This window comes from Pantoea sp. App145, from assembly GCF_047947045.1.
In the GTDB taxonomy this organism is placed as follows: domain Bacteria; phylum Pseudomonadota; class Gammaproteobacteria; order Enterobacterales; family Enterobacteriaceae; genus Pantoea.
In genome coordinates this window covers 3,396,513-3,420,480 of the sequence record NZ_CP133290.1, presented here as the reverse complement: position 1 = coordinate 3,420,480, position 23,968 = coordinate 3,396,513, and the positions used below count along the sequence as shown (strand labels likewise).

General features: G+C 53.1%; 34 protein-coding genes and 2 pseudogenes. 2 read left to right on the top strand and 34 right to left on the bottom strand.

All coding sequences use genetic code 11. The features are described 5' to 3' along the window. Positions 1-6: 6 nt before the first annotated feature. The 22 genes and pseudogenes from RCF31_RS15840 to RCF31_RS15735 all read right to left on the bottom strand — a co-directional run bounded on the left by RCF31_RS15840 (position 7) and on the right by RCF31_RS15735 (position 13,134). Positions 7-1,176, bottom strand: a complete 1,170-nt coding sequence (locus RCF31_RS15840) for a phage tail sheath protein (protein WP_416411593.1) — start codon at positions 1,174-1,176, stop codon at positions 7-9. Positions 1,177-1,292: 116 nt separating this feature from the next. Further along, complete coding sequence (locus RCF31_RS15835; RefSeq protein ID WP_416413275.1) at positions 1,293-1,607, bottom strand: DUF1493 family protein; 315 nt, start codon at positions 1,605-1,607, stop codon at positions 1,293-1,295. Positions 1,608-1,620: 13 nt separating this feature from the next. Continuing rightward, complete coding sequence (locus RCF31_RS15830; RefSeq protein ID WP_416411592.1) at positions 1,621-2,058, bottom strand: STM2901 family protein; 438 nt, start codon at positions 2,056-2,058, stop codon at positions 1,621-1,623. A gap of 102 nt (positions 2,059-2,160) precedes the next feature. Beyond that, positions 2,161-2,754 (bottom strand): tail fiber assembly protein, encoded by a 594-nt coding sequence (locus RCF31_RS15825; RefSeq protein WP_416411591.1) that lies wholly within the window; start codon positions 2,752-2,754, stop codon positions 2,161-2,163. Further along, a complete protein-coding gene (locus RCF31_RS15820) occupies positions 2,754-3,836 on the bottom strand; it encodes a phage tail protein (protein WP_416411590.1) in 1,083 nt (360 codons plus the stop codon). The genes RCF31_RS15825 and RCF31_RS15820 overlap by 1 nt, the downstream gene beginning before the upstream one ends. Next, the gene (locus RCF31_RS15815; RefSeq protein ID WP_416411589.1) at positions 3,833-4,441 is read right to left on the bottom strand and encodes a phage tail protein I; all 609 of its coding nucleotides are present in this window, start codon (positions 4,439-4,441) and stop codon (positions 3,833-3,835) included. The genes RCF31_RS15820 and RCF31_RS15815 overlap by 4 nt, the downstream gene beginning before the upstream one ends. Next, complete coding sequence (locus tag RCF31_RS15810; protein ID WP_416411588.1) at positions 4,434-5,342, bottom strand: baseplate assembly protein; 909 nt, start codon at positions 5,340-5,342, stop codon at positions 4,434-4,436. The genes RCF31_RS15815 and RCF31_RS15810 overlap by 8 nt, the downstream gene beginning before the upstream one ends. A gap of 4 nt (positions 5,343-5,346) precedes the next feature. Then, positions 5,347-5,697, bottom strand: a complete 351-nt coding sequence (locus tag RCF31_RS15805; protein WP_416411587.1) for a GPW/gp25 family protein — start codon at positions 5,695-5,697, stop codon at positions 5,347-5,349. Then, on the bottom strand, positions 5,694-6,284 hold the full coding sequence (locus RCF31_RS15800) for a phage baseplate assembly protein V (protein WP_416411586.1): 591 nt from the start codon (positions 6,282-6,284) through the stop codon (positions 5,694-5,696). The genes RCF31_RS15805 and RCF31_RS15800 overlap by 4 nt, the downstream gene beginning before the upstream one ends. A 70-nt stretch (positions 6,285-6,354) precedes the next feature. Further along, the gene (locus RCF31_RS15795; protein WP_416411585.1) at positions 6,355-7,149 is read right to left on the bottom strand and encodes a hypothetical protein; all 795 of its coding nucleotides are present in this window, start codon (positions 7,147-7,149) and stop codon (positions 6,355-6,357) included. Positions 7,150-7,161: 12 nt separating this feature from the next. After that, on the bottom strand, positions 7,162-7,614 hold the full coding sequence (locus RCF31_RS15790; RefSeq protein ID WP_416411584.1) for a phage virion morphogenesis protein: 453 nt from the start codon (positions 7,612-7,614) through the stop codon (positions 7,162-7,164). Beyond that, positions 7,611-8,078 carry a phage tail protein gene (locus tag RCF31_RS15785; RefSeq protein WP_416413274.1) on the bottom strand — a complete coding sequence of 156 codons (468 nt, stop codon included), beginning with the start codon at positions 8,076-8,078 and terminating at the stop codon, positions 7,611-7,613. Before RCF31_RS15785 ends, RCF31_RS15790 begins: the two co-directional genes overlap by 4 nt. Next, a complete protein-coding gene (gene lysC / locus RCF31_RS15780) occupies positions 8,011-8,331 on the bottom strand; it encodes an Rz1-like lysis system protein LysC (RefSeq protein WP_416411583.1) in 321 nt (106 codons plus the stop codon). Before lysC ends, RCF31_RS15785 begins: the two co-directional genes overlap by 68 nt. After that, a pseudogene (locus RCF31_RS15775) lies at positions 8,252-8,563 on the bottom strand (LysB family phage lysis regulatory protein); the annotation flags it as partial. The pseudogene RCF31_RS15775 and the gene lysC, both read right to left, overlap by 80 nt. A gap of 35 nt (positions 8,564-8,598) precedes the next feature. Continuing rightward, positions 8,599-8,973: a DNZ54_00345 family protein gene (locus RCF31_RS15770; RefSeq protein ID WP_416411582.1), complete on the bottom strand. Its 375-nt coding sequence runs from the start codon at positions 8,971-8,973 to the stop codon at positions 8,599-8,601. Between the two features lie 4 nt (positions 8,974-8,977). Further along, on the bottom strand, positions 8,978-9,487 hold the full coding sequence (locus RCF31_RS15765) for a lysozyme (RefSeq protein ID WP_416411581.1): 510 nt from the start codon (positions 9,485-9,487) through the stop codon (positions 8,978-8,980). Further along, on the bottom strand, positions 9,468-9,683 hold the full coding sequence (locus tag RCF31_RS15760) for an HP1 family phage holin (protein ID WP_416413272.1): 216 nt from the start codon (positions 9,681-9,683) through the stop codon (positions 9,468-9,470). The genes RCF31_RS15765 and RCF31_RS15760 overlap by 20 nt, the downstream gene beginning before the upstream one ends. Positions 9,684-9,692: 9 nt before the next feature. Beyond that, the gene (locus RCF31_RS15755; protein ID WP_416411580.1) at positions 9,693-9,896 is read right to left on the bottom strand and encodes a tail protein X; all 204 of its coding nucleotides are present in this window, start codon (positions 9,894-9,896) and stop codon (positions 9,693-9,695) included. Continuing rightward, a complete protein-coding gene (locus tag RCF31_RS15750) occupies positions 9,896-10,363 on the bottom strand; it encodes a head completion/stabilization protein (protein ID WP_416411578.1) in 468 nt (155 codons plus the stop codon). Before RCF31_RS15750 ends, RCF31_RS15755 begins: the two co-directional genes overlap by 1 nt. A gap of 91 nt (positions 10,364-10,454) precedes the next feature. After that, on the bottom strand, positions 10,455-11,123 hold the full coding sequence (locus RCF31_RS15745; protein WP_416411577.1) for a terminase endonuclease subunit: 669 nt from the start codon (positions 11,121-11,123) through the stop codon (positions 10,455-10,457). 3 nt (positions 11,124-11,126) lie between these two features. Beyond that, on the bottom strand, positions 11,127-12,239 hold the full coding sequence (locus RCF31_RS15740) for a phage major capsid protein, P2 family (RefSeq protein WP_416411576.1): 1,113 nt from the start codon (positions 12,237-12,239) through the stop codon (positions 11,127-11,129). A gap of 49 nt (positions 12,240-12,288) precedes the next feature. Further along, positions 12,289-13,134 carry a GPO family capsid scaffolding protein gene (locus RCF31_RS15735; RefSeq protein ID WP_416411575.1) on the bottom strand — a complete coding sequence of 282 codons (846 nt, stop codon included), beginning with the start codon at positions 13,132-13,134 and terminating at the stop codon, positions 12,289-12,291. A 145-nt stretch (positions 13,135-13,279) separates the two neighbouring features. On the opposite strand from RCF31_RS15735, the gene RCF31_RS15730 reads away from it, so the two are divergent. Both RCF31_RS15730 and RCF31_RS15725 read left to right on the top strand, forming a co-directional pair. Further along, entirely contained in the window at positions 13,280-15,043 is a 1,764-nt protein-coding gene (locus tag RCF31_RS15730) for a terminase ATPase subunit family protein (RefSeq protein WP_416411574.1), read from the top strand. Continuing rightward, on the top strand, positions 15,043-16,071 hold the full coding sequence (locus RCF31_RS15725) for a phage portal protein (protein ID WP_416411573.1): 1,029 nt from the start codon (positions 15,043-15,045) through the stop codon (positions 16,069-16,071). The genes RCF31_RS15730 and RCF31_RS15725 overlap by 1 nt, the downstream gene beginning before the upstream one ends. Positions 16,072-16,121: 50 nt before the next feature. Here the strand turns inward: RCF31_RS15725 and RCF31_RS15720 are convergent, their stop codons facing one another. The 12 genes and pseudogenes from RCF31_RS15720 to RCF31_RS15665 form a co-directional block, all read right to left on the bottom strand. Continuing rightward, on the bottom strand, positions 16,122-16,388 hold the full coding sequence (locus RCF31_RS15720; RefSeq protein ID WP_416411572.1) for a hypothetical protein: 267 nt from the start codon (positions 16,386-16,388) through the stop codon (positions 16,122-16,124). A 333-nt stretch (positions 16,389-16,721) separates the two neighbouring features. Further along, entirely contained in the window at positions 16,722-17,084 is a 363-nt protein-coding gene (locus tag RCF31_RS15715) for a hypothetical protein (protein WP_416411571.1), read from the bottom strand. 551 nt (positions 17,085-17,635) lie between these two features. Next, positions 17,636-18,928 carry a DUF6575 domain-containing protein gene (locus RCF31_RS15710; RefSeq protein ID WP_416411570.1) on the bottom strand — a complete coding sequence of 431 codons (1,293 nt, stop codon included), beginning with the start codon at positions 18,926-18,928 and terminating at the stop codon, positions 17,636-17,638. Then, a complete protein-coding gene (locus tag RCF31_RS15705) occupies positions 18,925-19,365 on the bottom strand; it encodes a hypothetical protein (protein WP_416411569.1) in 441 nt (146 codons plus the stop codon). The genes RCF31_RS15710 and RCF31_RS15705 overlap by 4 nt, the downstream gene beginning before the upstream one ends. Before the next feature lie 362 nt (positions 19,366-19,727). Further along, positions 19,728-19,960 (bottom strand): annotated as a pseudogene (locus RCF31_RS15700) (DinI-like family protein). A gap of 13 nt (positions 19,961-19,973) precedes the next feature. Then, on the bottom strand, positions 19,974-20,165 hold the full coding sequence (locus RCF31_RS15695) for a hypothetical protein (protein WP_416411568.1): 192 nt from the start codon (positions 20,163-20,165) through the stop codon (positions 19,974-19,976). Between the two features lie 398 nt (positions 20,166-20,563). Next, on the bottom strand, positions 20,564-22,567 hold the full coding sequence (locus RCF31_RS15690; protein ID WP_416411567.1) for a replication endonuclease: 2,004 nt from the start codon (positions 22,565-22,567) through the stop codon (positions 20,564-20,566). After that, positions 22,560-22,877, bottom strand: coding sequence for a DUF5405 family protein (locus RCF31_RS15685; protein ID WP_416411566.1), 318 nt, complete (start codon positions 22,875-22,877; stop codon positions 22,560-22,562). The genes RCF31_RS15690 and RCF31_RS15685 overlap by 8 nt, the downstream gene beginning before the upstream one ends. Beyond that, complete coding sequence (locus RCF31_RS15680; protein ID WP_416411565.1) at positions 22,874-23,101, bottom strand: TraR/DksA C4-type zinc finger protein; 228 nt, start codon at positions 23,099-23,101, stop codon at positions 22,874-22,876. The genes RCF31_RS15685 and RCF31_RS15680 overlap by 4 nt, the downstream gene beginning before the upstream one ends. After that, positions 23,101-23,328 carry a DUF2732 domain-containing protein gene (locus RCF31_RS15675; protein WP_416411564.1) on the bottom strand — a complete coding sequence of 76 codons (228 nt, stop codon included), beginning with the start codon at positions 23,326-23,328 and terminating at the stop codon, positions 23,101-23,103. Before RCF31_RS15675 ends, RCF31_RS15680 begins: the two co-directional genes overlap by 1 nt. Positions 23,329-23,398: 70 nt before the next feature. Further along, entirely contained in the window at positions 23,399-23,716 is a 318-nt protein-coding gene (locus RCF31_RS15670; protein ID WP_244193618.1) for a hypothetical protein, read from the bottom strand. Between the two features lie 64 nt (positions 23,717-23,780). Next, positions 23,781-23,963: a phage filamentation protein Fil family protein gene (locus tag RCF31_RS15665; protein ID WP_416411563.1), complete on the bottom strand. Its 183-nt coding sequence runs from the start codon at positions 23,961-23,963 to the stop codon at positions 23,781-23,783. Positions 23,964-23,968: the final 5 nt, after the last annotated feature.

Sequence of the window (23,968 nt, the reverse complement as noted above, 5' to 3'; positions counted from 1 at the left end):
GGCTCCTCAGCTATTAACGGATGCGGCGAAGGTCGCCAGATAGGTGTCGGTGATGCGCTGACGGAAGGTCAGATCTTCCAGCGGCGGCACCGGCGTGTAGTCGTAATCGATAAAGAGTTTGCCCGCCTTCAGGCTGTCCTTATCGTTGGCGCTTTCGTCATACCAGGCGGATGCACCCAGCAGATAACCGGCATTGGTCATTTCGCGGAATTTGGCGTTGATGCCCGCGATGATTTCTTTCACCAGCACCGGCGTGAGTGGCTTATCCACTGCCCACATATGCGCCTCGGCGATGGTGTCGGCCAGCACCTGCGCGGTGCGGGTGTAGTTCTCGAACTGGAACAGTGGGTCATCGCTACAGGTGCGGTTACCCCAGAAGCGGAAACCGTCTTTACGAATCAACGTCGTAACGTTCGCCTCGTTGAGCAGGTCCGCATCGGTGCCCGTCTGTTGCAGATCCCAGAATACCGAGGCGGAAATGCCGGTTACGCCGTTAACGCCGACGTTCGACAGGGTTTTATGCCAGCCGGTGTCGTTGTCAATTTTGGCGCGCAGGCCCAGCGCGCGGGCGGTGGCGTAGGCCACATCTGAGGCGCTGGTCGTGGTGTTCCAGGCGAGGAAATCCGGCCAGATAACCATGATTTCTCGCTGGCTGAAATTCTGCTTATAGAGACGGGCTTCCGAAATGGTTTTGCAGTTCCACGCCGACACGTAGGCAAAGGCGCGCAGCTGCTGCGCAATGCTGGCGAGCGCAGTCGCGACTTCCAGCGTGTCGAGGCCCGGCACGCCGAGAATACGTGGCTTAACGTCGAGTTCGGTCTGCGCGGCCAGCAGCGCTTTCATGCCGGTGTACTGGCCGTTTTCATCGGTGCCGCCGATGATGTTGGACGTGGTTTCCGCTTCGCTTTCACCTTCGGCCACGCGTACCACGACGGTGACGGGTTTTGACTGGTCGGCAATGGCCTGCAATGCTGCGGCCAGCGTGCCTTTGACGCCCGCCTTGCCGACTGCGCCCTGCACGTTGGTGATGAGCACCGGCTTATTCAGCGGGAAGGTAGCCGCATCCGCATCACCGGCCGTGCAGACCATGCCGACAATTGCAGTGGATACGGTGGAGATGGTGCGCGTGCCGTCGTTCACTTCGACGACGCGGACACCGTGATGATAATCTGCCATCTGTTGCACTCCTGGTTAAAGGTGTGCTCAGGGTGGCAGGTCGGGCGGGGTGGTGCATTTGGTTACCGCCCGCCTGTCGATAAACAAACATATAGCGGGCGGCAAATGGCTGAATGTTACGGATAGAGCCAGCGGCCAGCCTCGGCAGAGGAAATCAGCATCTTAACGGTAAGTTCTGCCGGTGCATGGTGATCCGTGCGCAGATACCTGGGCAGTATCGCATTAGGAAGGAAACGGATCCCCGCGTTGGGAAAGTACCGGTTAAATTCAAAGCCGGTCATGTCTACACCGAGCATCTCGGCGTATTCATCAATAAAATCGCTGGCTTCTTCCGGCAGTACGCTCATTTTTCCCGTGCTGAGTGATGCCTCTTCCGGCATTTCCCAGAAGTATTTTTTGAGTAACGTCTGTACCTGCTCGGCGGTCTGCATGGTGGGGTTATCCTCATTCACCGGTGATCAGCCTGTAGCGCCTGACAACATTATGCGTGATGATCGACAGGTCATACATGGTGATAACCGCGCCTATCCACGGCACCCAGCGACCGATATACGCTCCGACACTGGTTGTATACGCCCATTCTCCGCGCCACATCTTTGACCAGGTGATGGTCTTCTGTGCCTTCTTAAAGCGCTGGCGAATGAGGGTCCGGCTGAAAAGTGACAGGGGGCTTGTGCCACTCGTAGCCCGCCGGGCGTCCAGCTTGCCACTGACGGGAACAAAAGGCACGCTTGCCAGCATTGAAGCTACGGCGACAATATCCGTGATACCGGTGAATGTCTTCGTGAACTCATCAAGAATGAGCCAGAGCAAAAGCTCATCTTTATCCACGCTCATGCCGTCGAAAAAATACTTTCCGTTGAGTTGCTCAGTCGTATCCATAACTGCTCCCTGTCCTGAATGATTAAATTATCTTAATGATAACTTCCGGGCATGTCCAGAGAACGGCAGGCGCTTAAATCTCAAACGCCGGTGCGATATGCGCTATAAAGCAGGCGAAGTCGGCCAGACAATGTCAGGGGCGGCGGCAGTATTCACGGCCTGCACATCCTGGATGTATTTCATCCATTCGGTGAGTTTTTCTTTGTCGGCATCGGTAATGATGCCGAGCATCAGCTGTGTCTGCCATGCCTGCGTCGTGGTATTGGCGCTGCTGATCAGCGTGCTCTTTTGCTTATCGGCGTCTGCCACATCGGCCAGTTTCTGCGCATCCGCATCCGTTACCCACTTTTCCCCGTCCCATTTATCAAAACTGGTGGCAGGTTTGAACGTCGTGGTATCCGCCGGATAATCCCCGGTTTCCGTTATCAGCCGAAGAGAGCCGTCAGCCGTTGAATACACCGTTTCCCCACGGTGATCGCTGACTGTCTGCCAGACGTCATCACGCCAGATAGCAATACTGCCTGCCGCAACATCAGGCGGCGGGGTTGTGGTGGCGTTCGCGGGCAGGCCCAGCCCCTGCAAGAGATATTCGTCAGAGGCTCCGGTAAACCCGCCGCTGACGGCGTCATAGCTGTACACGGTCAGGGTGCCGGACGCTTTCGCCAGTCCGTTTTTATCAAAGGTCACTTTCGCCATTATGCAGCCCTCACGATGTAGTTAAATGCGATGTTGCGCGGGCGGGTTTCCGCCGCATAGTTACCCACAGGGCCGTTACTCTGTGATGTCCACTGTCCGCCAATGGTGCCGTTACTGACAGCCGAATCCCCGTTAGTCTGCGAGTTATTAACATTGTCCAGTGGTGCCCATACGGTCCCGGCCAGTGCGCCCTGCGTGTACATGTAATGGGTATGCAGCTGAAGGGCATGATCCTGCAAACTCAGTAATGCGCGTCCGCTGTCCACGCCGCGCCCGTCATCCCAGCCGCGCAGAAATTCCCCGCGCAGGTCGGGCAGTTTCAGCGCGGGATACGCTTTCGCCAGCTCCGGGTAAGTGGCTGCGCTGAAGGATGCCCCGTTGCACTTAATCCAGCCCGTGGGGGCGGTTGCGGTCGGCCACGGCACCGGGACGCCAACCGGCAGGGCAGAACCTGCACCGAGGAGAGTCAGTCCGAGATTGTCCAGTGCATCAGCGGCTTTACCCGCATCCTTTATTTCCTTCAGGGCGTTCGCTGTCTGGAGGTACTGACTGTGCGGGTTCGCTGCTGCAACGTGCTTCGCCAGCAGGTCATCGGCATACGCTTTTACCTCGATCACGGCGTTATCGACATACTGCCGCGTTGCCAGCACCACTGCCGGGTCGATTTTCAGCGTCACCGCGCTGGTGCTGTTCACAATCAGGATCATGCGCACGGTCTGCGTGCGGCCACTGCCCTCGGCCAGCTGCGGCTTGTAGGTTTCGGCGCAGTTGGCAACGGCAATCATCACGCCGTCGGCATCAAACAGACCAATCTCGCGTATCCAGAAACCCCCGTCGCTTTCGGGGATCACCTGCTCGGCGATAATCTGGCTGCTGTTGGCCGCATCGATACTCAGCGAGTTAAGTGCCGCCCGGCGTTTCTCGCCGATAAGCGCCGTCTGCGCCGGGTCAGGCACCGGCAGCGTGCCACCGCCGTCCCCGACCGCCATCTGGGTAATCTGGAGTTTCGTACCGAGCGCGGCGGCGTTCGCCAGCCTGGCTGCGCCCTGATTGGTCAGCAGAGCAAAATATTTTGTCGTCATGCGCGCACTTCCGTCAGGTCGATAAGATGCACCGCCGCGCCGGAATAACCTGCGCCGCCGGTGCTGATGAGTTCAGGGGTGTAGGGGTAAACGGTCAGCTCATCGCCGCTGTAGCAGGCGGCGGCAACCGGGATGTCGCCGTTTGCATCAAGGTTGATGGACAGGCCAATCAGATGACGGCTGAGGGGCTTGGCATCGGCTATCAGCCGCTCCAGCTCGTTATACATTTCTTCGGTGATGCCGGTATCCAGCACGCCCACGTCAAGCCGGAACGTGCCAGGTGTATCGCCGGTCTTCCACCACTCAATCACGCGGATGAGATAGCCGAGCGGCTCCACCACGCGCCGGACCGCACCAATGGTGCCTTTATGCCGGTGCACGAACTGCGACGCCGCGACCACGCCACGTTTGGTTGACTCGCTCCAGCTGCTGTCCCAGCGGTCCACCGACCACGCCCACGCCAGATAGGGCAGCAGCACCACCGGGCAGGTGTACGGGTTCCACAGCTGGCGCAGCGGCACATTCAGATCGGTCAGCGAGGAAAGAGCTTCCGCTGCGGCGACTTCCAGCACCGATGAACCGGTGGGAACCAGGCGGTTACTCATCCGATCCCCCGACGGTCAGCGTGTAGCCGGTGCAGTAAGCCGCCTGCGTTTTATCCAGCACCACGTCGGCAACCGGCTGAATCAGGTTAACGCGCTGCACGCCCTCAACGTGCATGGCGGCATACAGGGCAGACAGGCGGATATCACGTCCGAGTCGCTTCTGCGCGGTGACATAGGCCGTGAGCTTTGCCTCAGAGGCGGCGCGAATGGGCTCGGCTTCCGGCCCCGGATAGAGATACAGCTCGGCCTCAATCGCATAGTCCACGATTTCAGCAGACTGCACGCTGACACGATCAGCCACCGGCCGCACGTCCTCATCGTTCAGTGCCGCATCCACCACGGCCAGCAGGTCATCAGCTGCTGCACCGTTACCCTCGCGGCCGAGAATGGTCACGGTCACCACGGCAGGCGACGGGCTGATGGCAGACGCATCGGCCACCCGGCCGTCGGCGCTTTTCGCATGATACTCATAGGCACCGGTCGGCCCGGCCACGCTCAGCCCCTCAAAGGCGGCGGCGATGCGGGCGCGGTAATCGTCGTTACTTTCCATCACTGCCGCTGTCGGCGGGATGGTGGTGTCATCGGCCGGTGTGATGGTCAGGCGGGTGACGCCGTTGTTTGCGCCGAGCTGGTCAAGGTCATCATCCAGCGCGTAAGCCACCATAACCGCAGTTGCCGCTTCGTTGATACGCTGACGCAGAATCAGCTCGCGGTAAGCGTTCTCCTCCAGAATCTTGACGATGGGTTCAGACTCCAGCGCCAGCGTGGCGGCGACGGCGTCCTGCTGTTCTTCCGGGTAGAGCGAAATCAGCGTGGCTTTACGTTCGGCCAGCAGGGTTTCATAGTCCAGCGCTTCCACCACGTCGGGCGCGGGCAGCTGGCTCAGGTCGATGGTTGCCATGTTCTCAGCTCACAGGGACGGTTAAGGAAAAGGTCTGCGCGGTGTCAGTGCGGTTGCCGGTCAGCTCGACAACCATGCCGCCGTTAAAATCGGACTCGTAGCTGATGCCGGTCAGCCTGACGCGCGGCTCCCACTGAATGATCGCCACATAACAGGCCGACATAATCTGGAGGCGCAGCGCGGCGTTCTGCGGCTGGTCCATCAGTGCTGACAGCAGTGAGCCGTATTTGCGGCGCATCACCCTGGAGCCAATCGGCGTCACCAGAATGTCGCGTATCGACTGCTGGATATGTTCGAGGCCGGTCAGCGCTTTGCCGGTTTCACGGTTCATGCCGATGTATTTTTCGGTTGTCACTCGGTGCCCTCCGTCATGGAGCCGCCGGTCTGCACTTTGCCGTGTTTGTGGTCGTGTACGATTACATTGTTAGAGCTGAAATCGCCGCCACTGTGCGTCACGTCGCCTTTCATCGTGCCGCCCTGGGTGACTTCCAGCGTGGCGGTTTTAAGCAGGGCTGTGCACTCCACCTCTGGCGATTCAAACAGGATTTTAACGGCGGCTTTAATGGTGGCGGTCTGAATGCCGGTTGCCGTCAGTGCGCCGGTTTCCGGCTCGTACTCGATCACCGCGCCGTCGGGAAAGGACCAGTGTAGCGCGTCAGCAGAGGCGGACGGGGCCGGGTTGTCATCGGAGAAAATACCGGGCAGCACAAAACCGGTATCGAGTTCGCCACCGAGGCAGAGGACGAGCACCTGCTCACCCACTGACGGCGCATTCCACGAACGGGTTTTGCCCGCACGGGCGCTCAGCCAGTGAAGCCAGCCGGTGGTATTGTTTCCTGTATCGACACGGCATAAACCGTCATCCAGATTTACGGCGGAGACGGTACCAATGCGGATCAGGTTGCGCAGCAGGCGCAGGATTTCGGTGAGTTGTTCGTTCATGGTTCAAGAATGCAATGACATGCACTCTTGAACAATTAAAGGGAGTTTGTTGGGGAATGAATGAACAAACTTAATAAACCTCTGTTTCGAACCAAACTTGTTTGCGCCTTAGTTCGCCTTCGTTAACGAAATATATTAAATCTTCCCAACGGTCATCATGCTCATTCCAAAAATCTTGCTTTTCAAGCTCACTGAGTGTTGCGCAATCTGCAATGCATTTCCTTATAATCTCCGGTATATCACGATAGTTTTTCTTCCACATGCAAAGCCGGGCGTGCTCAATTTCAATAGTTGCTTTTTTTATCGGCTGTATAAATTTATCATGTTCAATATGATCTGTTATAGGTTTACCTCCGGCCCATTCATTGAGGTCGGCGTTTAATTCATTCAGTCTCTCTCTTAATTTCTCAATGAACGGATCTATAATCATTCTACCCATATCAAAAGATGTATAAAAAAACCATTCATGAAGAACTATGTTAATATTTTCATTATCAACTTTTATTTGTGTCAATTCACTTTTGATGCGCATTGCAAGTTCATATAATTCTTCGTGTGAACTAGCCGTCCCCATCCGGCCCGTTCTGGCGGCTAATGAAATAGATATTTCAGAAATTGGCACTGCGATATTGCGTAGTGTTTCAAGAGCAACTTCTGCTTCGACTATAGTTTTTCGAAGTTTTGCTTCTAAGCCTGGCATCTTAAATGATTCAATTTCAAACTGACTTAGCAAAATTAACAGCAAACCTGTTGCAATTACAATGCCTCCGCCTGCAACATTACCGAATAGGCATGATATAACACCTAAAAAAATGCAGATCATTGAGGAACAGAACATCAATGACTTAACTTTTATGTTATCCATTTTTATCTCTACTTAGATGCCAGATAAATAATCTATCATAACAGTTTGAATCATATCCAAATCATTTTTTGACACCCCAAGCAACGGTCTGACTTCATATTGCACCTCTTTACCTTTTCGTGATGGCCGGTCGCGCAGCCCGTAATGATGCACGCGGGCCATGCGCTGCACGCGGCCGGTAAACTCAATCAAGGCGCTATCTGAGTCGGCATGTACTTTCATGTATTTTGCGGTGCGCAGCTTTGCGAACATCTCACGCTTAAGCAGGCCTTTTTTATTGCGAACCGGCTGCGTTTTGCGGGGTTTAAAGGGCGTGCCGTCCGGTGCCTGCTGGCGTTTGATATTATCCTGCTGGCTGGCCCGCAGCTTTCTGGCGATGTTTCGTGCCATCTCTTTACGAGCCGGGGCTGACAGATTATTGATCAGCGCGTTCAGCCGGTCCTCAACCACTTTTAGCTCGCTCATGACGGCAGCTCGCTGATTAACTCACCCCGCAGGTAAAGCTGCATCGGGCGCGCATCATTCTCCGGCAGCGGGTTCTCGCCAGCGTGGTTGACGTGCAGCTCATCACCTTCCTGCTTGACGATTACCCGCTCAGTCAGCTGAATATCAATACTGATATCACTGGCCGTGTCGCTGATGACATCTGCTTTAAAGGTAAAGCCGGTCTGCTGTTTCTCCTTCGTCGCCATCACGTCAGGCTGGTTTACCCGCAGCCAGGCCAGTAGCGGCACAATCAGCAGATCAATGTTGCCGGTGTAGTCGGTGATCACTATGTTCAGCTGGTACTGATATTCAAACGACAGCGATGTGGCGAGCGTTGAGACAATGCGCCCGTTGTCGATAAACACATTCAGGCAGTCAGGGTTTCTTTGCAGCATCGGGACGCTGGCTGTCAGCGCCTCGCGCAGTTGTTTCGGTTTCAGCATCATGTTGCTCCTGGCAGTCTTTAATGGTTTCCACCTGCAACCCGCAGGAGACGAGCGCCGACTCTAAACGGCGGTTATCCGCCGCCAGATCGCCCGCCGTTTTCAGGCTGTTGCCCGGTATCAGGCAACTGGTCACGCGCGGACATCCAGTCCAGATAATCTCTGGCGCTGGTGAAGGCGGGACGGGTGTGCAGCCGTATAACATCGTCAGGCAAAGGAGCAGCAGACCAGTCGCGCAGTGCTGGATTCGCATCGGTTTCCCTCTGTATTTGCATTTCACGGTTGAGCGCACCGGAACTGGCCCGCCCCTGCATCAGCCGCAGTGCGGCCTCGCGTTTCTGGCTGTCGCGGTTTTCCGTGTTCAGCCGGGCGATGGCTTTATCCCGGCTTTCAATACCGGCCGACAGGGTGCCGATAATCCGCTGCGCACCTGCCAGCTCATCACGGGCAACTGACCAGCGCCAGCCGGTCAGCGACAGCGCCATCAGTGCAACCGCTAACAGGGTGGCGAAAATGCGGGTCATACCTGTACGGTCCCGTATTTGTCTTTGAGCAATTCGCTAATTGCGACAGTCAGGACGTAAATAAAGGAGGTAAAATTCCAGCCAGCACCACATATCAGGCCAGCAATAAACATGCGGTGATACCAGGCAAGGGGAATAGCACTGGAAAAGTTAACAATCCTGCATAGTGCGTTGCGGATCTGTTGTTGCCTGCCGTCGGTGTAAGTAAAGCTATATAAACCCGCAAAACTAACTACCGCCCATAGTAAGAATTCGGCCCATATTCCCATCACCAGAATGAGCAGTGCATGGCTTGAGGGAATGATGATGTTAATAAAGACCAGCATTACTGCGGCGGTGACTGCAACCCATGATTTATTAAAGATTTTCATTACGTCATACCCCTTTTAAACACCAGGCCATTTCCCGCCCACGGCGGTCATCCAGCCCGTCGTTAAAAATGCCTTTCACATACACCCAGCGCTTGAGCTGGTGACAGGCATCAGACCAGCGGCCTTTATTCAGCAGCTGCACCAGCGTTGAGCCGCAGGCGTTGCCCGTACCGACGTTGAAAGCAAACGACACCACGGCGTCGTAAACCTTTTGCGGCAGCTGCGTGAAGATGCAACGCGATAGCGCCGCCTCGGTGCGCAGTACGTTGGTAATAAAACTCCCTGCCGCCTGCCGTTCTGTAATGCTCCGGCCCGGTACGACGCCCGACGTGTTGCCGATGCCGTCGGTCCAGACGTTGGCGCTGCACTGGTACGGCTTCAGGCGACAGCCCTCGTAATCCGCAATCAGCTTTAACCCCTCAACGGAGGTATGCAGCTGCTGAAAACCTGGCAGCGTGGCAGCAATGGCCAGCACCGCGCCGACGGCGCAGCGCTTAACGGTTTGCAGATTCATAGTCCTCCCGGCTCATGCGGCCGCTGACAAAAAGCTGGTAGGTCTTGCGGCGGTAGTACCAGCTCACCAGGAACATGCCGACACCCAGCACCATGCCGAGCAGGGTCGCCATGTCCTGCAAATTCCACTTACCGAGCCAGCCCATCACCACCGCCATGCAGTAGGTGAGAAAGGCGCTGATGCGTTCCATCGAAATAGTCATGATTCAGTCCCACAGGTTGACGGTTTCCGACGTTGACGATTCCGGCAGGTCGGGCAGCTCGACGGCCCGGCCATGCGGCAGTACCGGCCCGGCATCTGCCAGACCGTTGTTAGCCGCATAAACCAGCTCCGTGACCTGATCCGTGCGCCCGTAATAGCGTTGACAGATTTCATCAACGGTATCGCCCTGAAGTGCGTACACTTTCATTACAGCAGGCCCACAATGCAGCCCGGACGCGAAGCGATACGGCTGATACTGAATCGGGCATCGCGCCAGTATTCGTCGGCGCTGGCCTCGATTTCTCCGGCCTTTTTCGTGCCGGTGGCGTCATAGCCGCGATAGCGCTCGGCAATGGTGGCAGCGGTCAGTGAAGCGACGGCCGCAACGTAATGCGTTACTTTCTCGCTGATGCCGTCCAGGGTTTCGGCCGGGACGTCGGGCAGCGTTTTATAGCCCGCCGCCATCTGGTCGGCGCGCCAGTCGTACAGCTCGGCGTTCACTTCTGATATCGCCGTTTTCACCGCGAGGCGCAGACGCTCCGCCGTGACCGTGCCCTCGTAGCGCAGCGCGTCGCGCAGCTGCTTCAGGTCAATGTCAGGCCAGAAAAACGTATTCTTTACCGGCGGCTCGGCACTCTCTGCCGGTCGCGGTGCGGGTATCACTACCGTGGTCATAGTTGGCCTCTGAATAGGTGGGCGGTGGAGGACAGCGCAGAAGCCTGAAAGGCGCATTGCTGTCCTGCCGCCCGGCGCGGGGCGCGTCCGGTCAGCGGCTGGCCTGCGCCTGCTTTTTCATGGCAGTCGCCAGCCGCTCAATGTCTTTTTTCACGCCGCAACCCTCATGCAGTTGCAGCGCACGTTTCAGGTGAGTCATCGCCTCATGAGTCCCGCCCGCATCGCGATACACATACCCGGCAATCTTGTGCAGCTTGGCGCGCACCTGGTCGGGCATGTCTTCGGCATCGGTCAGCCGGATGGTTTCCAGCAGCGGTGCCATATCCACCGCTTCTTTTGCCGTCCAGGCGCGTGTCGCGGCGCTGGCCACTTCTTCAGCCAGCAGATAAGGCAGGCTGTCGCGCTTAAATCCGTCAGGCGGCACCAGCCCGTATTGCAGGGCGTAGCGGGCGATTTCCAGCGCACCGGTAACGTCACCGGTATCGAGTCGCCAGATCATGACGGTCATCACGACAGCATCCTGCGCACCGCGCCCGCCGCTCATCACGCCTGCAACCCACGGCAGATAGTCGGGCAGCAGCTGGCGTTTAAGCTCCGCCTTACGCTCTACCGAGTGGATTTTTTTCAGGCGGCGCCTGTCCTCGTTTAGTTTCACGAGCATCTGCTCATAGCCGGTGGCGTGGCGCAGCGGGTTAACATCCCGCTGCTGTGCGGTTTCGGCCTGGACGCGCATCCGGTGACGGCGGGCAGGACTCAGCATCGGTTACGCCCCCGCTTCCGGGTTTTCGGTTTCGTTATCAGGTTCGGCCTGAGTCACAGCGGTAGCGACTGCTTCCGGCTCACTGAAATCACCGATTTCGATGTTTTCCACCAGGCACCCGGCCGCGTAATCCTCAATCACGTAGTCCTCGTTGATGGACTCGTAATTCTCGATGCGGTCGCGCTTCGCCACTTCATCAATCAGGCGGCGGTGCGTGCCTTCCTGCCAGTAGATCGACAGGTTATCCAGGCGGGTGATCATCAGGGCATTAGCCGGGAAATACGGGGCACGCACGGCGGGCAGGTTGCCGATGCGCTTCTGACTGATAATCAGGTCAGCCGCCAGTTGCTCGGTGCTGGCCTGGCTCTGGTTCACCAGCGGGAAATACTTGTCAGCCAGCAGCTGACGGCCGCAGATGACGACCAGCTCCGGGTCTTCCTGATACCACGGCTCGATCAGATCGTTGGTGGCGTCCATCACCAGCGCGTCGAGGCTGGCGTAATCACCGTCTTTACCCACGCGGATTTTGTCTGACACCGTGCCGTCTTCTGCCGTGACCTTGTTCATCACGCGGGCAGGTGCGTTTTCACGGTATTTCTGCAACCAGCCTTTTGCCACGTCCTGCAACATCGGATTGGCCGCGCGGTTAGAGGTTTTGGCGCGACTGGTGCCGTTAAAGCCGATCATGATGCGATCCAGCGCCTGGCGTTTCACGATGGCATCACGCAGACGGGCCTGAAAATCCTCATAGCGCGCCCACAGGTCGAGCTGGTTATAGCGGATATGAAAGTCAAAGTTGACCTGGACGCACTCGTAGCCTTCGGCGTCGAGCGCCGAGAAATCAGCAGTTTCGCGCTCATCGCCGCCCGCCGTGTCGGCGGTGCTGGCAATCGAGCCGGAGACGCCGATCCCGATTTTCTCACCCTTCATTTCTGTCACCGGCACGATGTTGATGCGGGTCAGAAACTCAGATGATTCCTGCACGCGGTTCATCAGGGTCTGCGACACCGACGGCTCGACGGTGAATTTTTTGTTCATGTCGCCGGTTTCGACGCCGTTCAGCTCGGCCAGGCGGGACATATAAGCGTTAAATTTAAAGCGGGTATTCTGGCGCATTGGCGTTCCTGTTTATCAGTGTTCGGGGGTGTTCTCAGACCGCGCGTTATCAGCAGTCGGTCTGCGCGCTGCCTTTGCCATCGCCACCGGTTGACGGCGGACGGCGGGTAAAGCTGCCGTCAGTTTTCGCAAGCGTGTCCTGTAACGCGCTCATGGCCTCGCGGTCTTCGCCGGTCTGTTTCTCCAGCGCCTCAAGGCGGGCTGACAGGGTTTTATCCAGTGCTGACAGCTGTTTCGCATGCTCATCGCTGTTCAGCTGGACCTGTTCGGCCACGGCGGTGATCGCGCCATCCACTGCGCTGGTGCGCTCGTCATCGGTTTTCTTTTTCGAGGAAAACAGCTCTTTCACACGGTCCAGAATCGACGGGCCGGGGTCGGCTTCTTCGTAGAACTCGATCAGGGTTTCCTCGGCGGCGCTGAAGAGGTTGTCTTTGTCCTGCTTGCGGGACGCCAGCGGGTTAGCTTTTGCGCTCGCGCTGAAACTCAGGATTTCGGTGCCGAGGCTGGCCGGGTCATCGGTAACGGCAACGCCAATCAGATAGGCTTCATTCGTGTCGGCGAATTTCGTGTTGATTTCCACGGAGGTGTAAATCTTCTGGCGGGCTTTGGTAAGCTCGACAAGATCCGGCGTCGGGTCAATCTCACCGTATAGCGCCAGCCTGCCTTTCAGCGGGCCATCGGTAATTTCCTCAGCGGTCAGCGCGGTGACGTCACCGTAACGGCGGAACGGGCTGTCAGGGGTGTACCCTTTGATGTGTTCCATATTGACGCGTGCGCCGTACATCGCCGGGTTGTAGTTTTTCGCCATCTGCGAAATCCACTCGCGGGAAATCACGCGGCCGTCGGTCGTTGCGCCTTCCGTTGCGATGCGAAAACGCTTTGCTTTAGTTGCCATTAATCAGGCTCCGGTCGGTTAAGGGGTTCGGTTCGGGGCCAGTTTCCCCGCCGGGGCGTAATCCCTCAACGAATGCCCGCCCGCTCACCGACCAGCAGACAGTGAGGACAGGCGCGCTATTTTTGCCGCCGGTAGCCTTAGCGGCATGAACATGACACCCGGCACCACCATCAGCGATCCGCGCCGTCAGGCGGCACTGCTTTACTGGCAGGGGTATTCCGTGCGCCAGATAGCGGAGACGCTCGGACAGAAAACGCCAACCGTGCAGAGCTGGAAACTCCGCGACGAATGGGAGAACGTTGCGCCCATCAGCCGCGTGGAATTCAGTCTTGAGGCGCGGCTGACACAGCTCATCCTCAAAGACGTGAAGGAGGGAAGGGATTACAAAGAGATTGACCTGCTAGGCCGACAGATTGAGCGGCTGGCCCGCGTCGAGCGCTACCGGGGCAGCGGCAACGAGGCGGATCTCAATCCGAACGTGCGCAACCGCAACCGGGGCGAACGACAGCCGGTTATCAAGAATATTTTCAGCGACGAGCAGACAGATAAACTCACCGGCCTGTTTATGGATGGCTGCTTTGAGTATCAGCTCAACTGGCATAAAGCCGGGCTGGCGCACCGTATCCGCAACATCCTCAAATCCCGTCAGATTGGTGCAACGTTCTACTTTGCCCGCGAGGCGCTGCTTGATGCGCTGACTACTGGCCGCAACCAGATTTTCCTGTCTGCCAGTAAGGCGCAGGCGCACGTCTTCAAAAATTACATCATTGATTTTGCCCGGTCGGTGGATGTTGACCTGAAGGGCGATCCGATTGTGCTGCCAAACAGTGCCCGTCTGATTTTTCTTGGCACCAACGTGCGCACCGCGCAGAGCTACACCGGCAATCTGTACCTGGATGAATATTTCTGGATACCGAAATTCCAGGAGCTGCGCAAAGTTGCCAGCGGCATGTCGCTGCATAAGAAATGGCGCACCACGTATTTTTCGACGCCGTCGAGCCTGTCGCACAGCGCTTATCCGTTCTGGTCCGGGGAGCTGTTTAACAAGGGGCGTCGCAACAAAGATGACCGCATTGAAATCGACCTGTCGCATTCGCACCTGGCAAAAGGCGCGCTGTGCGGTGACGGCCAGTGGCGACAGATTGTCACCGTTGAGGATGCGCTGACGGGCGGCTGCAACCTGTTCGATATCGATCAGCTGCAACTCGAATACAGTCCGGCTGAGTATCAGAACCTGCTGATGTGCGAATTTGTCGATGATGAGGCCAGCGTGTTTCCGTTCGCCGAGCTACAGGGCTGCATGGTGGACAGCCTGGAGGAGTGGACCGACTTTAACCCGTATGCTCTGCGCCCGTTCGACTACCGCCCGGTGTGGATTGGGTACGATCCCTCGCACACCGGCGACAGCGCAGGCTGTGCAGTTATCGCGCCGCCGCTGGTTGCCGGTGGCAAATTCCGCGTGCTGGAGCGCCATCAGTGGCGCGGCATGGACTTTGCCGCGCAGGCGCAGTCGATTAAAGAGCTGACAGAGAAATACACCGTTGAATACATCGGCGTCGATGCAACCGGCATCGGCCAGGGTGTGTTTCAGCTGGTCCGCCAGTTCTACCCGGCCGCACGGGAAATCCGCTACACGCCCGAAGTGAAAACCGCGATGGTGCTGAAGGCGAAGGACACCATCAGCAGCGGCCGACTGGAATACGACGCGGGCCAGACCGACATTACCCAATCCTTTATGGCTATCCGCAAAACAATGACAGCCAGCGGCAACCGCTCCACCTATGAAGCAAGCCGGAGCGAGGACGCCAGCCACGCCGACGTCGCCTGGGCCATCATGCACGCACTTCTCAACGAACCGCTTACCGCAGCCAGCGGCAGCGCAAATCCTTCTTTCATGGAATTCTACTGATGAGCAAACGCAAAGGCCGCAAGGCATTTACCACACCTGTCCGGCCCGCGCCGGTGGCATCGCAGCCGGTTGAGGCGTTCACCTTTGGCGATCCCACGCCGGTGATGGATAAGCGCGACATTCTGGATTACGCCGAATGCATCCACAATGGCCGCTGGTATGAGCCGCCGGTCAGCTTTCACGGCCTGGCGAAAAGCCTGCGCTCGGCGGTGCATCACAGCTCACCGCTGTATGTGAAGCGCAATATTCTGGCCTCGACCTTTATCCCGCATCCGCTGCTGAGTCAGCAGGAATTCAGCAAGTTTGCTCTTGATTATCTTGTGTTTGGCAACGCGTTTGCGGAGCTGCGACGCAACGCGCTCGGCCAGCCGCTGCGGCTGGAATCGTCACCGGCCAAATACACGCGGCGCGGGGTCGAGGATGGGGTTTACTGGTTTGTTAATGAATGGAAGGACGCGCATAAGTTTGAAGCGGGGCAGGTGTTTCACCTTATCGAGCCGGATATCAATCAGGAGCTGTACGGCCTGCCGGAATACCTCAGCGCGCTTAACTCCGCCTGGCTGAATGAGTCAGCGACGCTGTTCCGCCGCAAGTATTACCAGAACGGCGCGCACGCCGGTTACATCCTGTATATGACCGATGCGGCGCAGAGCAGCAGCGATATCGACCGGATGCGCCAGGCGATGCGTGACACGAAAGGCTTAGGCAATTTTCGGAATCTTTTTATGTATGCCCCGAACGGAAAACCGGACGGGATTAAGATTCTGCCGCTGAGTGAGGTGGCAACGCGGGATGATTTTTTTAACATCAAGAAGGCCAGCCGCGACGATTTGCTAAGTGCGCATCGCGTACCGCCGCAGATGATGGGGATTATCCCGGATAATTCCGGCGGATTTGGGGATGCGGTGAAAGCCTCACAAGTGTTTGTGCGAAATGAATTGACGCCTTTACAGGAAAGAATGAAGGAAATAAACAATTGGATAGGAAGTAATGTGATTACATTTTGCGATTACTCTCTAGGGATATAAATCTTTATAATAATCATTAAACAACGCGCAGGTTTTTATCCTGCGCATTATTAAAAGTCTATTGCTACATTTCTTTTGACAGATTCACTTGAAAGCGACATGGTGTTTGGCTCTTGAATGAATGATTCATCTTTAATAGTTGGATTTCCATTTGTTATTATTTCTACATTGTTCCTCAAGACGCTTTCCACGCTTTTATTCGCTTGCCTGACAATCTCTCTCGCTTGCTCTTGGGAATCAGGAATTACATGACCATGTTTATCTACCAATCCATCAGCTTCAGGTAACGGTTTAACGTGTGCAATCACAGTTAACACGCTTGCTAATTCTTTATTATTAAGCAATAAGGTAGGGTTAACTTTTATTGTCGTTCCGTTTGATGATTGATTGATCTCGAAAGGTTCCGTATCTGCAAGCTCGGCGTTTCTATAAGTAAGAAAGAAAAAAACACATGCGGCACAAAAAAACAAAGCGCTGAGAGCAATGGAAAGATCACCCCTCTTTTTTCATACCACAGAAAAAGGAAAGAAACGAACAGGCATAATGCACACAAAACAAAACAAACCACTATGATTATTTGATTTCTTTTAGGGTTCAACTTCATAGATGCGTTAACGCTTGCTTTTAACCCGGAATTTCCAAAGAACATATCATACTCCCACGGAGATAGTTCCATCGGTATTTTTTTTAGCGGCGAAATAGGGAAATGTCTCCCTCATCCACTCGCTGTTCCTATTAAATAACTGGACAGCTTTTAGTGATTCCCCATTAAAGTAAAATATGTTTGTCTGATCGATAAAGCAAGAATCAATCACGAAATGTGAGGTGGTAAGATAAAACCTGCAATTATCGAATCTACATGAAATGTATTTCCAACCGTCTAGGTGTATATCCTTATCGTTATACCACAACCCTCTGACCTCTGGTAAAGCTATCGCAGATTGATTGCCATAACTAACAGGAACGCCAACCCCTTGAGATTTTGGCGGTGGTGGTGGAATAATATTACTCATCAGATTTGTCCGTGTGTTGATAAGAATTAAAAATCTACCACAATTCATAAAAAAAAAAAGCGTTCTCGTTGTTACGATAACGGCGAGGATTACCTCCTCATTACGTTCTCCCGCTTGTAACTTCCTGTGATTATGCGCCTGACTTCAACCTGACCACTTGCATTACTCACTAGACGTTTTCAATCGCAACTGACCAAGTGCCCGATACTCACTTGCAAATGCCACATACCTTATTAGTTTACCTTCCTCAATGCTGCTGGCGCAGCCTCCGCATACATGTTTGCACCCCTCGCGCGCAATGCTATCCCCGCCACGCCTGCCCGCTTTATGGAGCGTTTTTCATGCAGGTGCAAGATATAAACAAAAGCCCGCCAGAGCTGGCGGGCCGGGTCATAAATGACCATTTCGTGATCATGCGGATCCATGCAGCATAGCCATACACTCATACGCAAGGCAACAAAGGCAAAGCGGTTAACGTGAATCGCCCTGTATGCCGGTATAATTTTTTGCGTTATTGCATTGACCTCATCGATGTATTTTACCTTCTTTTATCATTGCTCTTGATATGACGGTTTTAGTGCCTCAACCCATTTTCTTAATGTTGATGCTCTTCTTTTCATGGTCTTAACACTCAGAGATAAACATTTTTCGAGTAAGAAAGCCTCTGCTGTACTAGGATCTAGCTCTGAGAGATTTTTGACTTGACTCCAGGTAATCCAAGCCCAACCGCAATGACTAGATTCAAAACTACGAGCCGCAATTCTTAACCGTTTATCATGTTCTGACTCAGCTACCTGCTGTCCCAATGCAGAAACTGAGTTATTGCTGTTGAGGAAACCTAATATTTTTGCCGCATGTATATAATACAAAATGTGTCGTTCATCCAGTCCAGTGCTAACTAAATTAAGATGTTTATCTTGCCATTTCAATTCAACTATTTTAAATACCTGATTAATTAAGTTAGCCTGGGGGACTTGATAGCCACCAACTACTTGAGCTGACATTTTTGATAATATACTGCTATAAAATTCCGCATCAGTTTTTCTGACTATTAAAACCAGCTCATCAGTCGCATTACTTTTAAGCTCAAAGCTTGAACTTGTTTCAATAATATTTTCAAACAATGCAGAAAGCATCTGGACATCAATTTTTCTTCTTTTAATGAAACTAACAATGTCCCCCCTTGATAGAATCAGCTCATTTAAATCTTTAAGTAGCGGCTCAACTTGGTGCATTTTATCTGCCTGAAAAGACAAAACAAATGACCCAGGACGTCCAGATACTGGCCGCATGATGTCTTTTTCATCAAAAGATTTCATTATTGATGAGTAAAAATCGTTAAAGCACTCAAATAGCTTTGAAACACCTTTTAAAACTAATGGCTCTGTAGATGAGGCTGTTTTTTCTACGTGAATTTCATGTGTTGAAAATTCGATGCACGCACCTAGCTTTCCAGAAGGCAGCATAGGCATTACAGAACTAATATATAACCCTACTTTTGGAAACTTTATTGACCGCCTGAATTCATCAGTATTTATTCTGTTAAAAATAGGCGCAACACTATCATCATAAGGAAGATTGAGCTGGAAGCAAAAACTTTGCTCTTGATACATAAGCAAACTATTAATATCTATTCTTTTACGCTCAAGATGCTCCAAGCGAGATTTTGAAATTGGTAATACTATCCATTTATCAAAATCTTCTTCATCACCAATCCAGTAAACAACAAATAAACCATCCACTTCATTTGTAACAGAAAAAAGTTTAGGTCCTTCAAAAAACTCATATACATTTTTTATGTGAAGCGTGCCTAAAAGAGTATCTGAAAGAAAAATATTACTCATTTCACTAGCCCTCTAATGCAAGAGAACTTTTTATGGATCTCAGCATTTGTACTAAGCCAGATGGTGAAATGAGTTGAATCAGGAGCTCCTGTTTTCATCATCGCACCGTCAGCAGCATCAAGTGTTCCTTTCGCTATAAAACGCTCACCTACCCCTTCAGGAAACTTGTCAAATGCATTTATCAGCGATTGTTCTTCCGTATACAGTGAAACCCCATAGCAACACTTTAAAGAAAGACCTTTAAAACGGCTCATTCTTTTGGGATTTTCGTCGTACATATTAAGAAAACAATCTTTCTCCGGAGGTTTGGCCTTAGTTAAACGATAAAACTCCCCGGATGCCTCTTTTGCATCTTTTGGTGGAACGCCAGAAGGAAAGTAACTGGGATAAGAAATTTGAGCAGGTTGTAAGACTGTTTGCTGTGAGGTTTTTGACATTTTTTGGAACCTATTAACTTATAAAAAACCGCCGAAATAATAAAAGGTTAACGCTCAATCCTTGGCATTTCGTTGAATATAACAAATATCAATTTTATCTCTTATACCCAAAAGAAATAACAAGATAGCATTTCCATCTAAAAGATATGAAACACTATAAATAGTTAAATCAACAATAAGATGTTCCATAAATAGGTATGAACCCTCACAATTCACTCGCTACAATCTACCAAATTCTTTCTGTTCATAGTCTGTTCATAAAATCTGATACCTCAGCGGATTCAGCCTGCCCATAAAAATCTATACTTAAAATCCCCCTACCCTGCCGCCGCCAAAAGCAAGTTTTGACGCCAGCGCGATGATCAATGTTGCCAGCTGTCGTCCTGCCAGACGGACTGGAGGATGTCCATCACATTTTTTTCTCTTCATTCTGCCTGATTCCGCTCAACTCAATGCCGTTAGCGCTGCCCTTGCGAATACGAATTGCCATTTTGGGATATTGGGGATGCAGGTTTTTCAGCAATTCACATTCAAGTGCATCAAGCGTTGTCTGGCTGATTTTCTGCTCTTTGTCGATCATAATTTCGATACGCACGGGCTTTCTCCTGTCAGTTGTCCAACGGGGAAGCAGAAAAGATTACAGAAAATTGCCGGTTTCTAACCTCCATTTCACCAGCAATATCTGCGATAAGGTTCAAAGCAATCTCACGATCACGCTCCCTGCAAAATCCTTCACTTGCCAGTCTTGCAATCAATTCAACGCGTTCAAGTCGAACGCGCTCTTGTAAATCATCTTCCATCTGCCCCCCTTCAGCTCAAATCACTGTACATAATTACAGTATAGTTTTTTTGACAGATTGTGAAATGATTTTTTACCTTCTGATGCGGTTTGCCTGACAAAAATCTGAGATTAAAAAGCCATAAGGGATAATGAGTTATGAGGAAAGCATGCATAGAACTTCACTCCACTGCGCGTACCGCATATCTTATCGCCGGTGAACGTGGTTATGGCAGAACACTATTGGAAGTTCGGCTTTCAGAACCAGACCCAACGAAACCCGATGCAATCAAATGGCAAAAAGCTCTTGCTTTATGCCAACAGAAAGCTGTCGTCCTTAAATACGAAGTGACGGTGATTCGCGGACTACGATTAGCAAGTGAACTTTAGAAAACAACTCAGGGTAGATATGCGATTTCATCACAATCTTGCCTCTTGCAGTCTGCCGTTTTGGTAGAAAAGCCGTCGCCTGGCTCCTGCATTAAGGCTGCAACCTCTGAAGAGAAGGCTTATTTCCTCTTCAACCCCCTCAAAACCACGCGCTTTTAGTTCCAGCTCTAACCCTCGGTGCTGTGGCCCCGTACAGTTATTGACAGAACTCCAAGGGGCGGCGATGCCGCCAGAAGGGCCAACCTCCGCTGACGCGTCGGCTAATTTGGCAACGGCTTCCCACTTAACCAACCGTGTGAATACTTCAGAGTCCTGATAGTGAGGTGAATAGATGCCCTGCACACGCTGCACATCTTCGGCGTACTCATTGCCCATTTCGGTGATTTCGTAGCATAGACGGATCACGAGATCTTCACGCGCTACCAACGGGCCGCCCTGAGCCATGGTGTAAGATGCCCAGCAGCTGGCAACTGAAGCAGACGCCAGCACCGCGTCCATCTTCTCGTTAGGTAAGCGTGTATCGCCAAGGCGTCTCAACTCGCGCCATACTGTGACCGGCGCACCACCAATCTGTTGAAACTGGCGAATGCGCCAACGTGATGCCCATGCGCACACCGCTTTCGCCATATCACGCATATTTGAGCCAGTCTCATCGTCCTTTTCGCCATCCATCGCAAAGCCGTCGATATTTTTTGAAATGTATTTGGCGATGTAACCTGTAGCGCTGCCTTTGGTTGGGTCGATTGGCTCAGCGTGAAACCGCGCTTTACACGCCTGGGGCGTGGTGAGTTCGTCAGCGTCTTCTTTGCTGGCGTGATCACGCATGATTTGCTGCACACATTCGCGATGTTCCGGCAGCATAAACAACAGCATGTGCCAGTGCGGCGTGCCATCGTGATGCGGTTCCACGACGCGGAAGCCATAAACATGGATTTCTTCGCGGGATAGGGCTGCACGGATGCGCGCCCAAACGCGGCATAGATAGCGCTGCGTATCACGCGGGCTTGAGCCGTTCCACTTGGTAATGAAACCACCCTGGCTGTAAACGGAATGATAACGCGACGGCGCGGTAATCGTATAAAAATCCCCAACGCATCCGGTTTCATTGGCGATGTCTTCAAAGCCACGCATTCTGGTCATCAGCTCGCGGCGACGCATGGCTGGGTTTGCGGTGCTGCGATTGACCATTTCGTCCATCGCGATGCGATCACAGGTATCTTTGTTCATCAGGTCGTACCGTTTGAAGAACTCACGGTTACGTTTCTTCTGCTCAACCCATTCCGCCAGCGTGCCGCGTGAAACGTATGGCGAGGCGGATTTCTGCACCTGCCCTACCGCAATCGCCATGTGCTCACGTTGCAGATCGCGCATCTGTTTGAGACGGCCACGCCACCATTCTGGTGCCATCATGCGCAACAAACCGGATTGCGCTTTGCGCAAAGGCAAATCACCTTTGCAGGCTTTAAATTCGGCCCAGTATGGCGGCTGCGTTCCCGTCAGCGCGGCCAGCTCTGCCACGTATCGATACGCCACACAGGTAACGGTCTGTTCATCGGTTTCCTTCGGCATAGAAACCTTATCAACAAACTCAGCCAGACTGAGCGACAGGAACGAAGCTACTTTATAAGCGAGATCCCGCACATCCTGACGGTCCAGCGTAGGCAGGCGATCAAGCTGTTTAATAAAGGGGAGTTCATGCTGTGCAGCGACATCCAGACGATAACGGCTGCGGACAAGCTGAAGGCGTGGCAATACGCTCTGGCCGATAGTCTGGCGTAGAAACGCATTGGCACGGCGTCGGCCATTGTTACCTGAGAGGATGCGGGTATAACGATCAGCAAAGTATCCGGCCAGATAGTCCGGCATATCGTGCAGATACTGACTGCGCCAACTGTGATCATCAGGATTGACGTTCCACAGACGACGCTCGGAAAGGGACATATCTGCCGGGGCAGACATACCAAAAAAATCACGCCGTTGCTGGTTAACGGCGTGATGTTCACCAGTAAGTAAGCCGGAAAGAGACTCAGCCATTCTTAGCCTGAGATTTTGCCAGTTCCAGCAGTGCAAACTCGGCCTGTTCGGCAATGCGGCGGGTTTCCGCCACAAAGCTCGTGACATTGTTCATCTGGCCCCTGAAGACCAACTGACCGATCATGTCTGAGGCCAGATCCCGGATTAGCAGAATACGGCTGTCATAGACAGCCATAGTGACCGGCACTTGCTCACGTACACCATCAATCACCTGCCAACCGGACTTTTCCAGCGCCAGCTTCTGCGGCTTACCTGGCTCGTTTGACTCCAGTGCTCGCACAAAGTAACTACTGTTGATGGACACTCTCATGGTGCATCCTTCTTACAATGTGCGCCTTTCAGCTCGCTGATTTCCTTGCATGTGACGCACAGTTCAACACCCGGCAACGCACGACGGCGTTTCTCCGGGATTTCTTCACCGCATGATTGACAGAAAAACTCACACACCCCGGTCGGGCGGTGAGTTGCGATTGCCAGATTACGTGCCAGTTCTTCCTGAACGCGCTGCTGCACTAAATCCATTGAGTCAGCCATTAGTGCAACTCCTGCGATTCATTCTGATAACGTTCTGCTTCCCGGCGTATCAGGTCTGCCGCTTCAACACCGCTTAAACCTTTCTGATGAACATGTACTGCCAGCTCAACGAGGCGATCAGAAACCGCCAGCGCACGGTCTTTGCGTTCCTCAACTCGCGCCTTAGTGATGATTGCTGCCAGCGCTTCTGTGTCGGCATCAAACTTATGTATTTCGATATTTCGCATATTTCATTCTCCAGAAATTGGGCAAAAAAATGCCCGGCGGGTTTACGCCATTTAATTTATTTAGTTTTATTTACTCAGCTAAAAAACAGTCTGCCGTTGAAAACTGACGCGGTAATATCCTGCCCCAGCGCGCCATTTTATTCATGGCAATAATAATCAACTCCCGTCGATGCTCTTCAAAATATTGAAAAGGTTTACCAATCTCCTCCGGCTTAAAAGTTTTCGGGTTCTCACGATTAGCCAATGTCAGAACACAGAATTTGAATTCATCATTCTGATGATTGAAATAACGCAATGCGGGATTCGCGTTGTTGTCTCGCATTTGACGCCACTTTTTACGAAATTCATCAAACGTCATTGGCTGAAGCTTATCAACACGAGCGCCCATCAAATGAATTTTGGAAAAACTGGCGGGTTCGTGTTGTTTCGGTACTTCCCATAAAACTTGCATATTAACCACCGAATACACGGCGCAGGCGTAGAGCAAAACCGATGCGCTTTGTTGAAAGACCTTTGAGCAATGCCTGCTGACTGTCATACGGATGCCAGCGCTTGCCGTTCTCTCCCATAATCCAGCCATTGCCATATGACATTGACGGGTTTTTACGCTTTAGACGTGCTGCAAATGAGATCATCGCAT

Excerpts from the sequence above, each read along its gene's own strand:
- RCF31_RS15840 (WP_416411593.1), bottom strand. The coding sequence starts at position 1,176 with ATGGCAGATTATCATCACGGTGTCCGCGTCGTCGAAGTGAACGACGGC.
- RCF31_RS15835 (WP_416413275.1), bottom strand. The coding sequence starts at position 1,607 with ATGCAGACCGCCGAGCAGGTACAGACGTTACTCAAAAAATACTTCTGG.
- RCF31_RS15830 (WP_416411592.1), bottom strand. The coding sequence starts at position 2,058 with ATGGATACGACTGAGCAACTCAACGGAAAGTATTTTTTCGACGGCATG.
- RCF31_RS15825 (WP_416411591.1), bottom strand. The coding sequence starts at position 2,754 with ATGGCGAAAGTGACCTTTGATAAAAACGGACTGGCGAAAGCGTCCGGC.
- RCF31_RS15820 (WP_416411590.1), bottom strand. The coding sequence starts at position 3,836 with ATGACGACAAAATATTTTGCTCTGCTGACCAATCAGGGCGCAGCCAGG.
- RCF31_RS15815 (WP_416411589.1), bottom strand. The coding sequence starts at position 4,441 with ATGAGTAACCGCCTGGTTCCCACCGGTTCATCGGTGCTGGAAGTCGCC.
- RCF31_RS15810 (WP_416411588.1), bottom strand. The coding sequence starts at position 5,342 with ATGGCAACCATCGACCTGAGCCAGCTGCCCGCGCCCGACGTGGTGGAA.
- RCF31_RS15800 (WP_416411586.1), bottom strand. The coding sequence starts at position 6,284 with ATGAACGAACAACTCACCGAAATCCTGCGCCTGCTGCGCAACCTGATC.
- RCF31_RS15795 (WP_416411585.1), bottom strand. The coding sequence starts at position 7,149 with ATGGATAACATAAAAGTTAAGTCATTGATGTTCTGTTCCTCAATGATC.
- RCF31_RS15790 (WP_416411584.1), bottom strand. The coding sequence starts at position 7,614 with ATGAGCGAGCTAAAAGTGGTTGAGGACCGGCTGAACGCGCTGATCAAT.
- RCF31_RS15785 (WP_416413274.1), bottom strand. The coding sequence starts at position 8,078 with ATGCTGAAACCGAAACAACTGCGCGAGGCGCTGACAGCCAGCGTCCCG.
- lysC (WP_416411583.1), bottom strand. The coding sequence starts at position 8,331 with ATGCGAATCCAGCACTGCGCGACTGGTCTGCTGCTCCTTTGCCTGACG.
- RCF31_RS15770 (WP_416411582.1), bottom strand. The coding sequence starts at position 8,973 with ATGAAAATCTTTAATAAATCATGGGTTGCAGTCACCGCCGCAGTAATG.
- RCF31_RS15765 (WP_416411581.1), bottom strand. The coding sequence starts at position 9,487 with ATGAATCTGCAAACCGTTAAGCGCTGCGCCGTCGGCGCGGTGCTGGCC.
- RCF31_RS15755 (WP_416411580.1), bottom strand. The coding sequence starts at position 9,896 with ATGAAAGTGTACGCACTTCAGGGCGATACCGTTGATGAAATCTGTCAA.
- RCF31_RS15750 (WP_416411578.1), bottom strand. The coding sequence starts at position 10,363 with ATGACCACGGTAGTGATACCCGCACCGCGACCGGCAGAGAGTGCCGAG.
- RCF31_RS15745 (WP_416411577.1), bottom strand. The coding sequence starts at position 11,123 with ATGCTGAGTCCTGCCCGCCGTCACCGGATGCGCGTCCAGGCCGAAACC.
- RCF31_RS15740 (WP_416411576.1), bottom strand. The coding sequence starts at position 12,239 with ATGCGCCAGAATACCCGCTTTAAATTTAACGCTTATATGTCCCGCCTG.
- RCF31_RS15735 (WP_416411575.1), bottom strand. The coding sequence starts at position 13,134 with ATGGCAACTAAAGCAAAGCGTTTTCGCATCGCAACGGAAGGCGCAACG.
- RCF31_RS15730 (WP_416411574.1), top strand. The coding sequence starts at position 13,280 with ATGAACATGACACCCGGCACCACCATCAGCGATCCGCGCCGTCAGGCG.
- RCF31_RS15725 (WP_416411573.1), top strand. The coding sequence starts at position 15,043 with ATGAGCAAACGCAAAGGCCGCAAGGCATTTACCACACCTGTCCGGCCC.
- RCF31_RS15715 (WP_416411571.1), bottom strand. The coding sequence starts at position 17,084 with ATGAGTAATATTATTCCACCACCACCGCCAAAATCTCAAGGGGTTGGC.
- RCF31_RS15710 (WP_416411570.1), bottom strand. The coding sequence starts at position 18,928 with ATGAGTAATATTTTTCTTTCAGATACTCTTTTAGGCACGCTTCACATA.
- RCF31_RS15705 (WP_416411569.1), bottom strand. The coding sequence starts at position 19,365 with ATGTCAAAAACCTCACAGCAAACAGTCTTACAACCTGCTCAAATTTCT.
- RCF31_RS15695 (WP_416411568.1), bottom strand. The coding sequence starts at position 20,165 with ATGGAAGATGATTTACAAGAGCGCGTTCGACTTGAACGCGTTGAATTG.
- RCF31_RS15690 (WP_416411567.1), bottom strand. The coding sequence starts at position 22,567 with ATGGCTGAGTCTCTTTCCGGCTTACTTACTGGTGAACATCACGCCGTT.
- RCF31_RS15685 (WP_416411566.1), bottom strand. The coding sequence starts at position 22,877 with ATGAGAGTGTCCATCAACAGTAGTTACTTTGTGCGAGCACTGGAGTCA.
- RCF31_RS15680 (WP_416411565.1), bottom strand. The coding sequence starts at position 23,101 with ATGGCTGACTCAATGGATTTAGTGCAGCAGCGCGTTCAGGAAGAACTG.
- RCF31_RS15675 (WP_416411564.1), bottom strand. The coding sequence starts at position 23,328 with ATGCGAAATATCGAAATACATAAGTTTGATGCCGACACAGAAGCGCTG.
- RCF31_RS15670 (WP_244193618.1), bottom strand. The coding sequence starts at position 23,716 with ATGGGCGCTCGTGTTGATAAGCTTCAGCCAATGACGTTTGATGAATTT.
- RCF31_RS15665 (WP_416411563.1), bottom strand. The coding sequence starts at position 23,963 with ATGATCTCATTTGCAGCACGTCTAAAGCGTAAAAACCCGTCAATGTCA.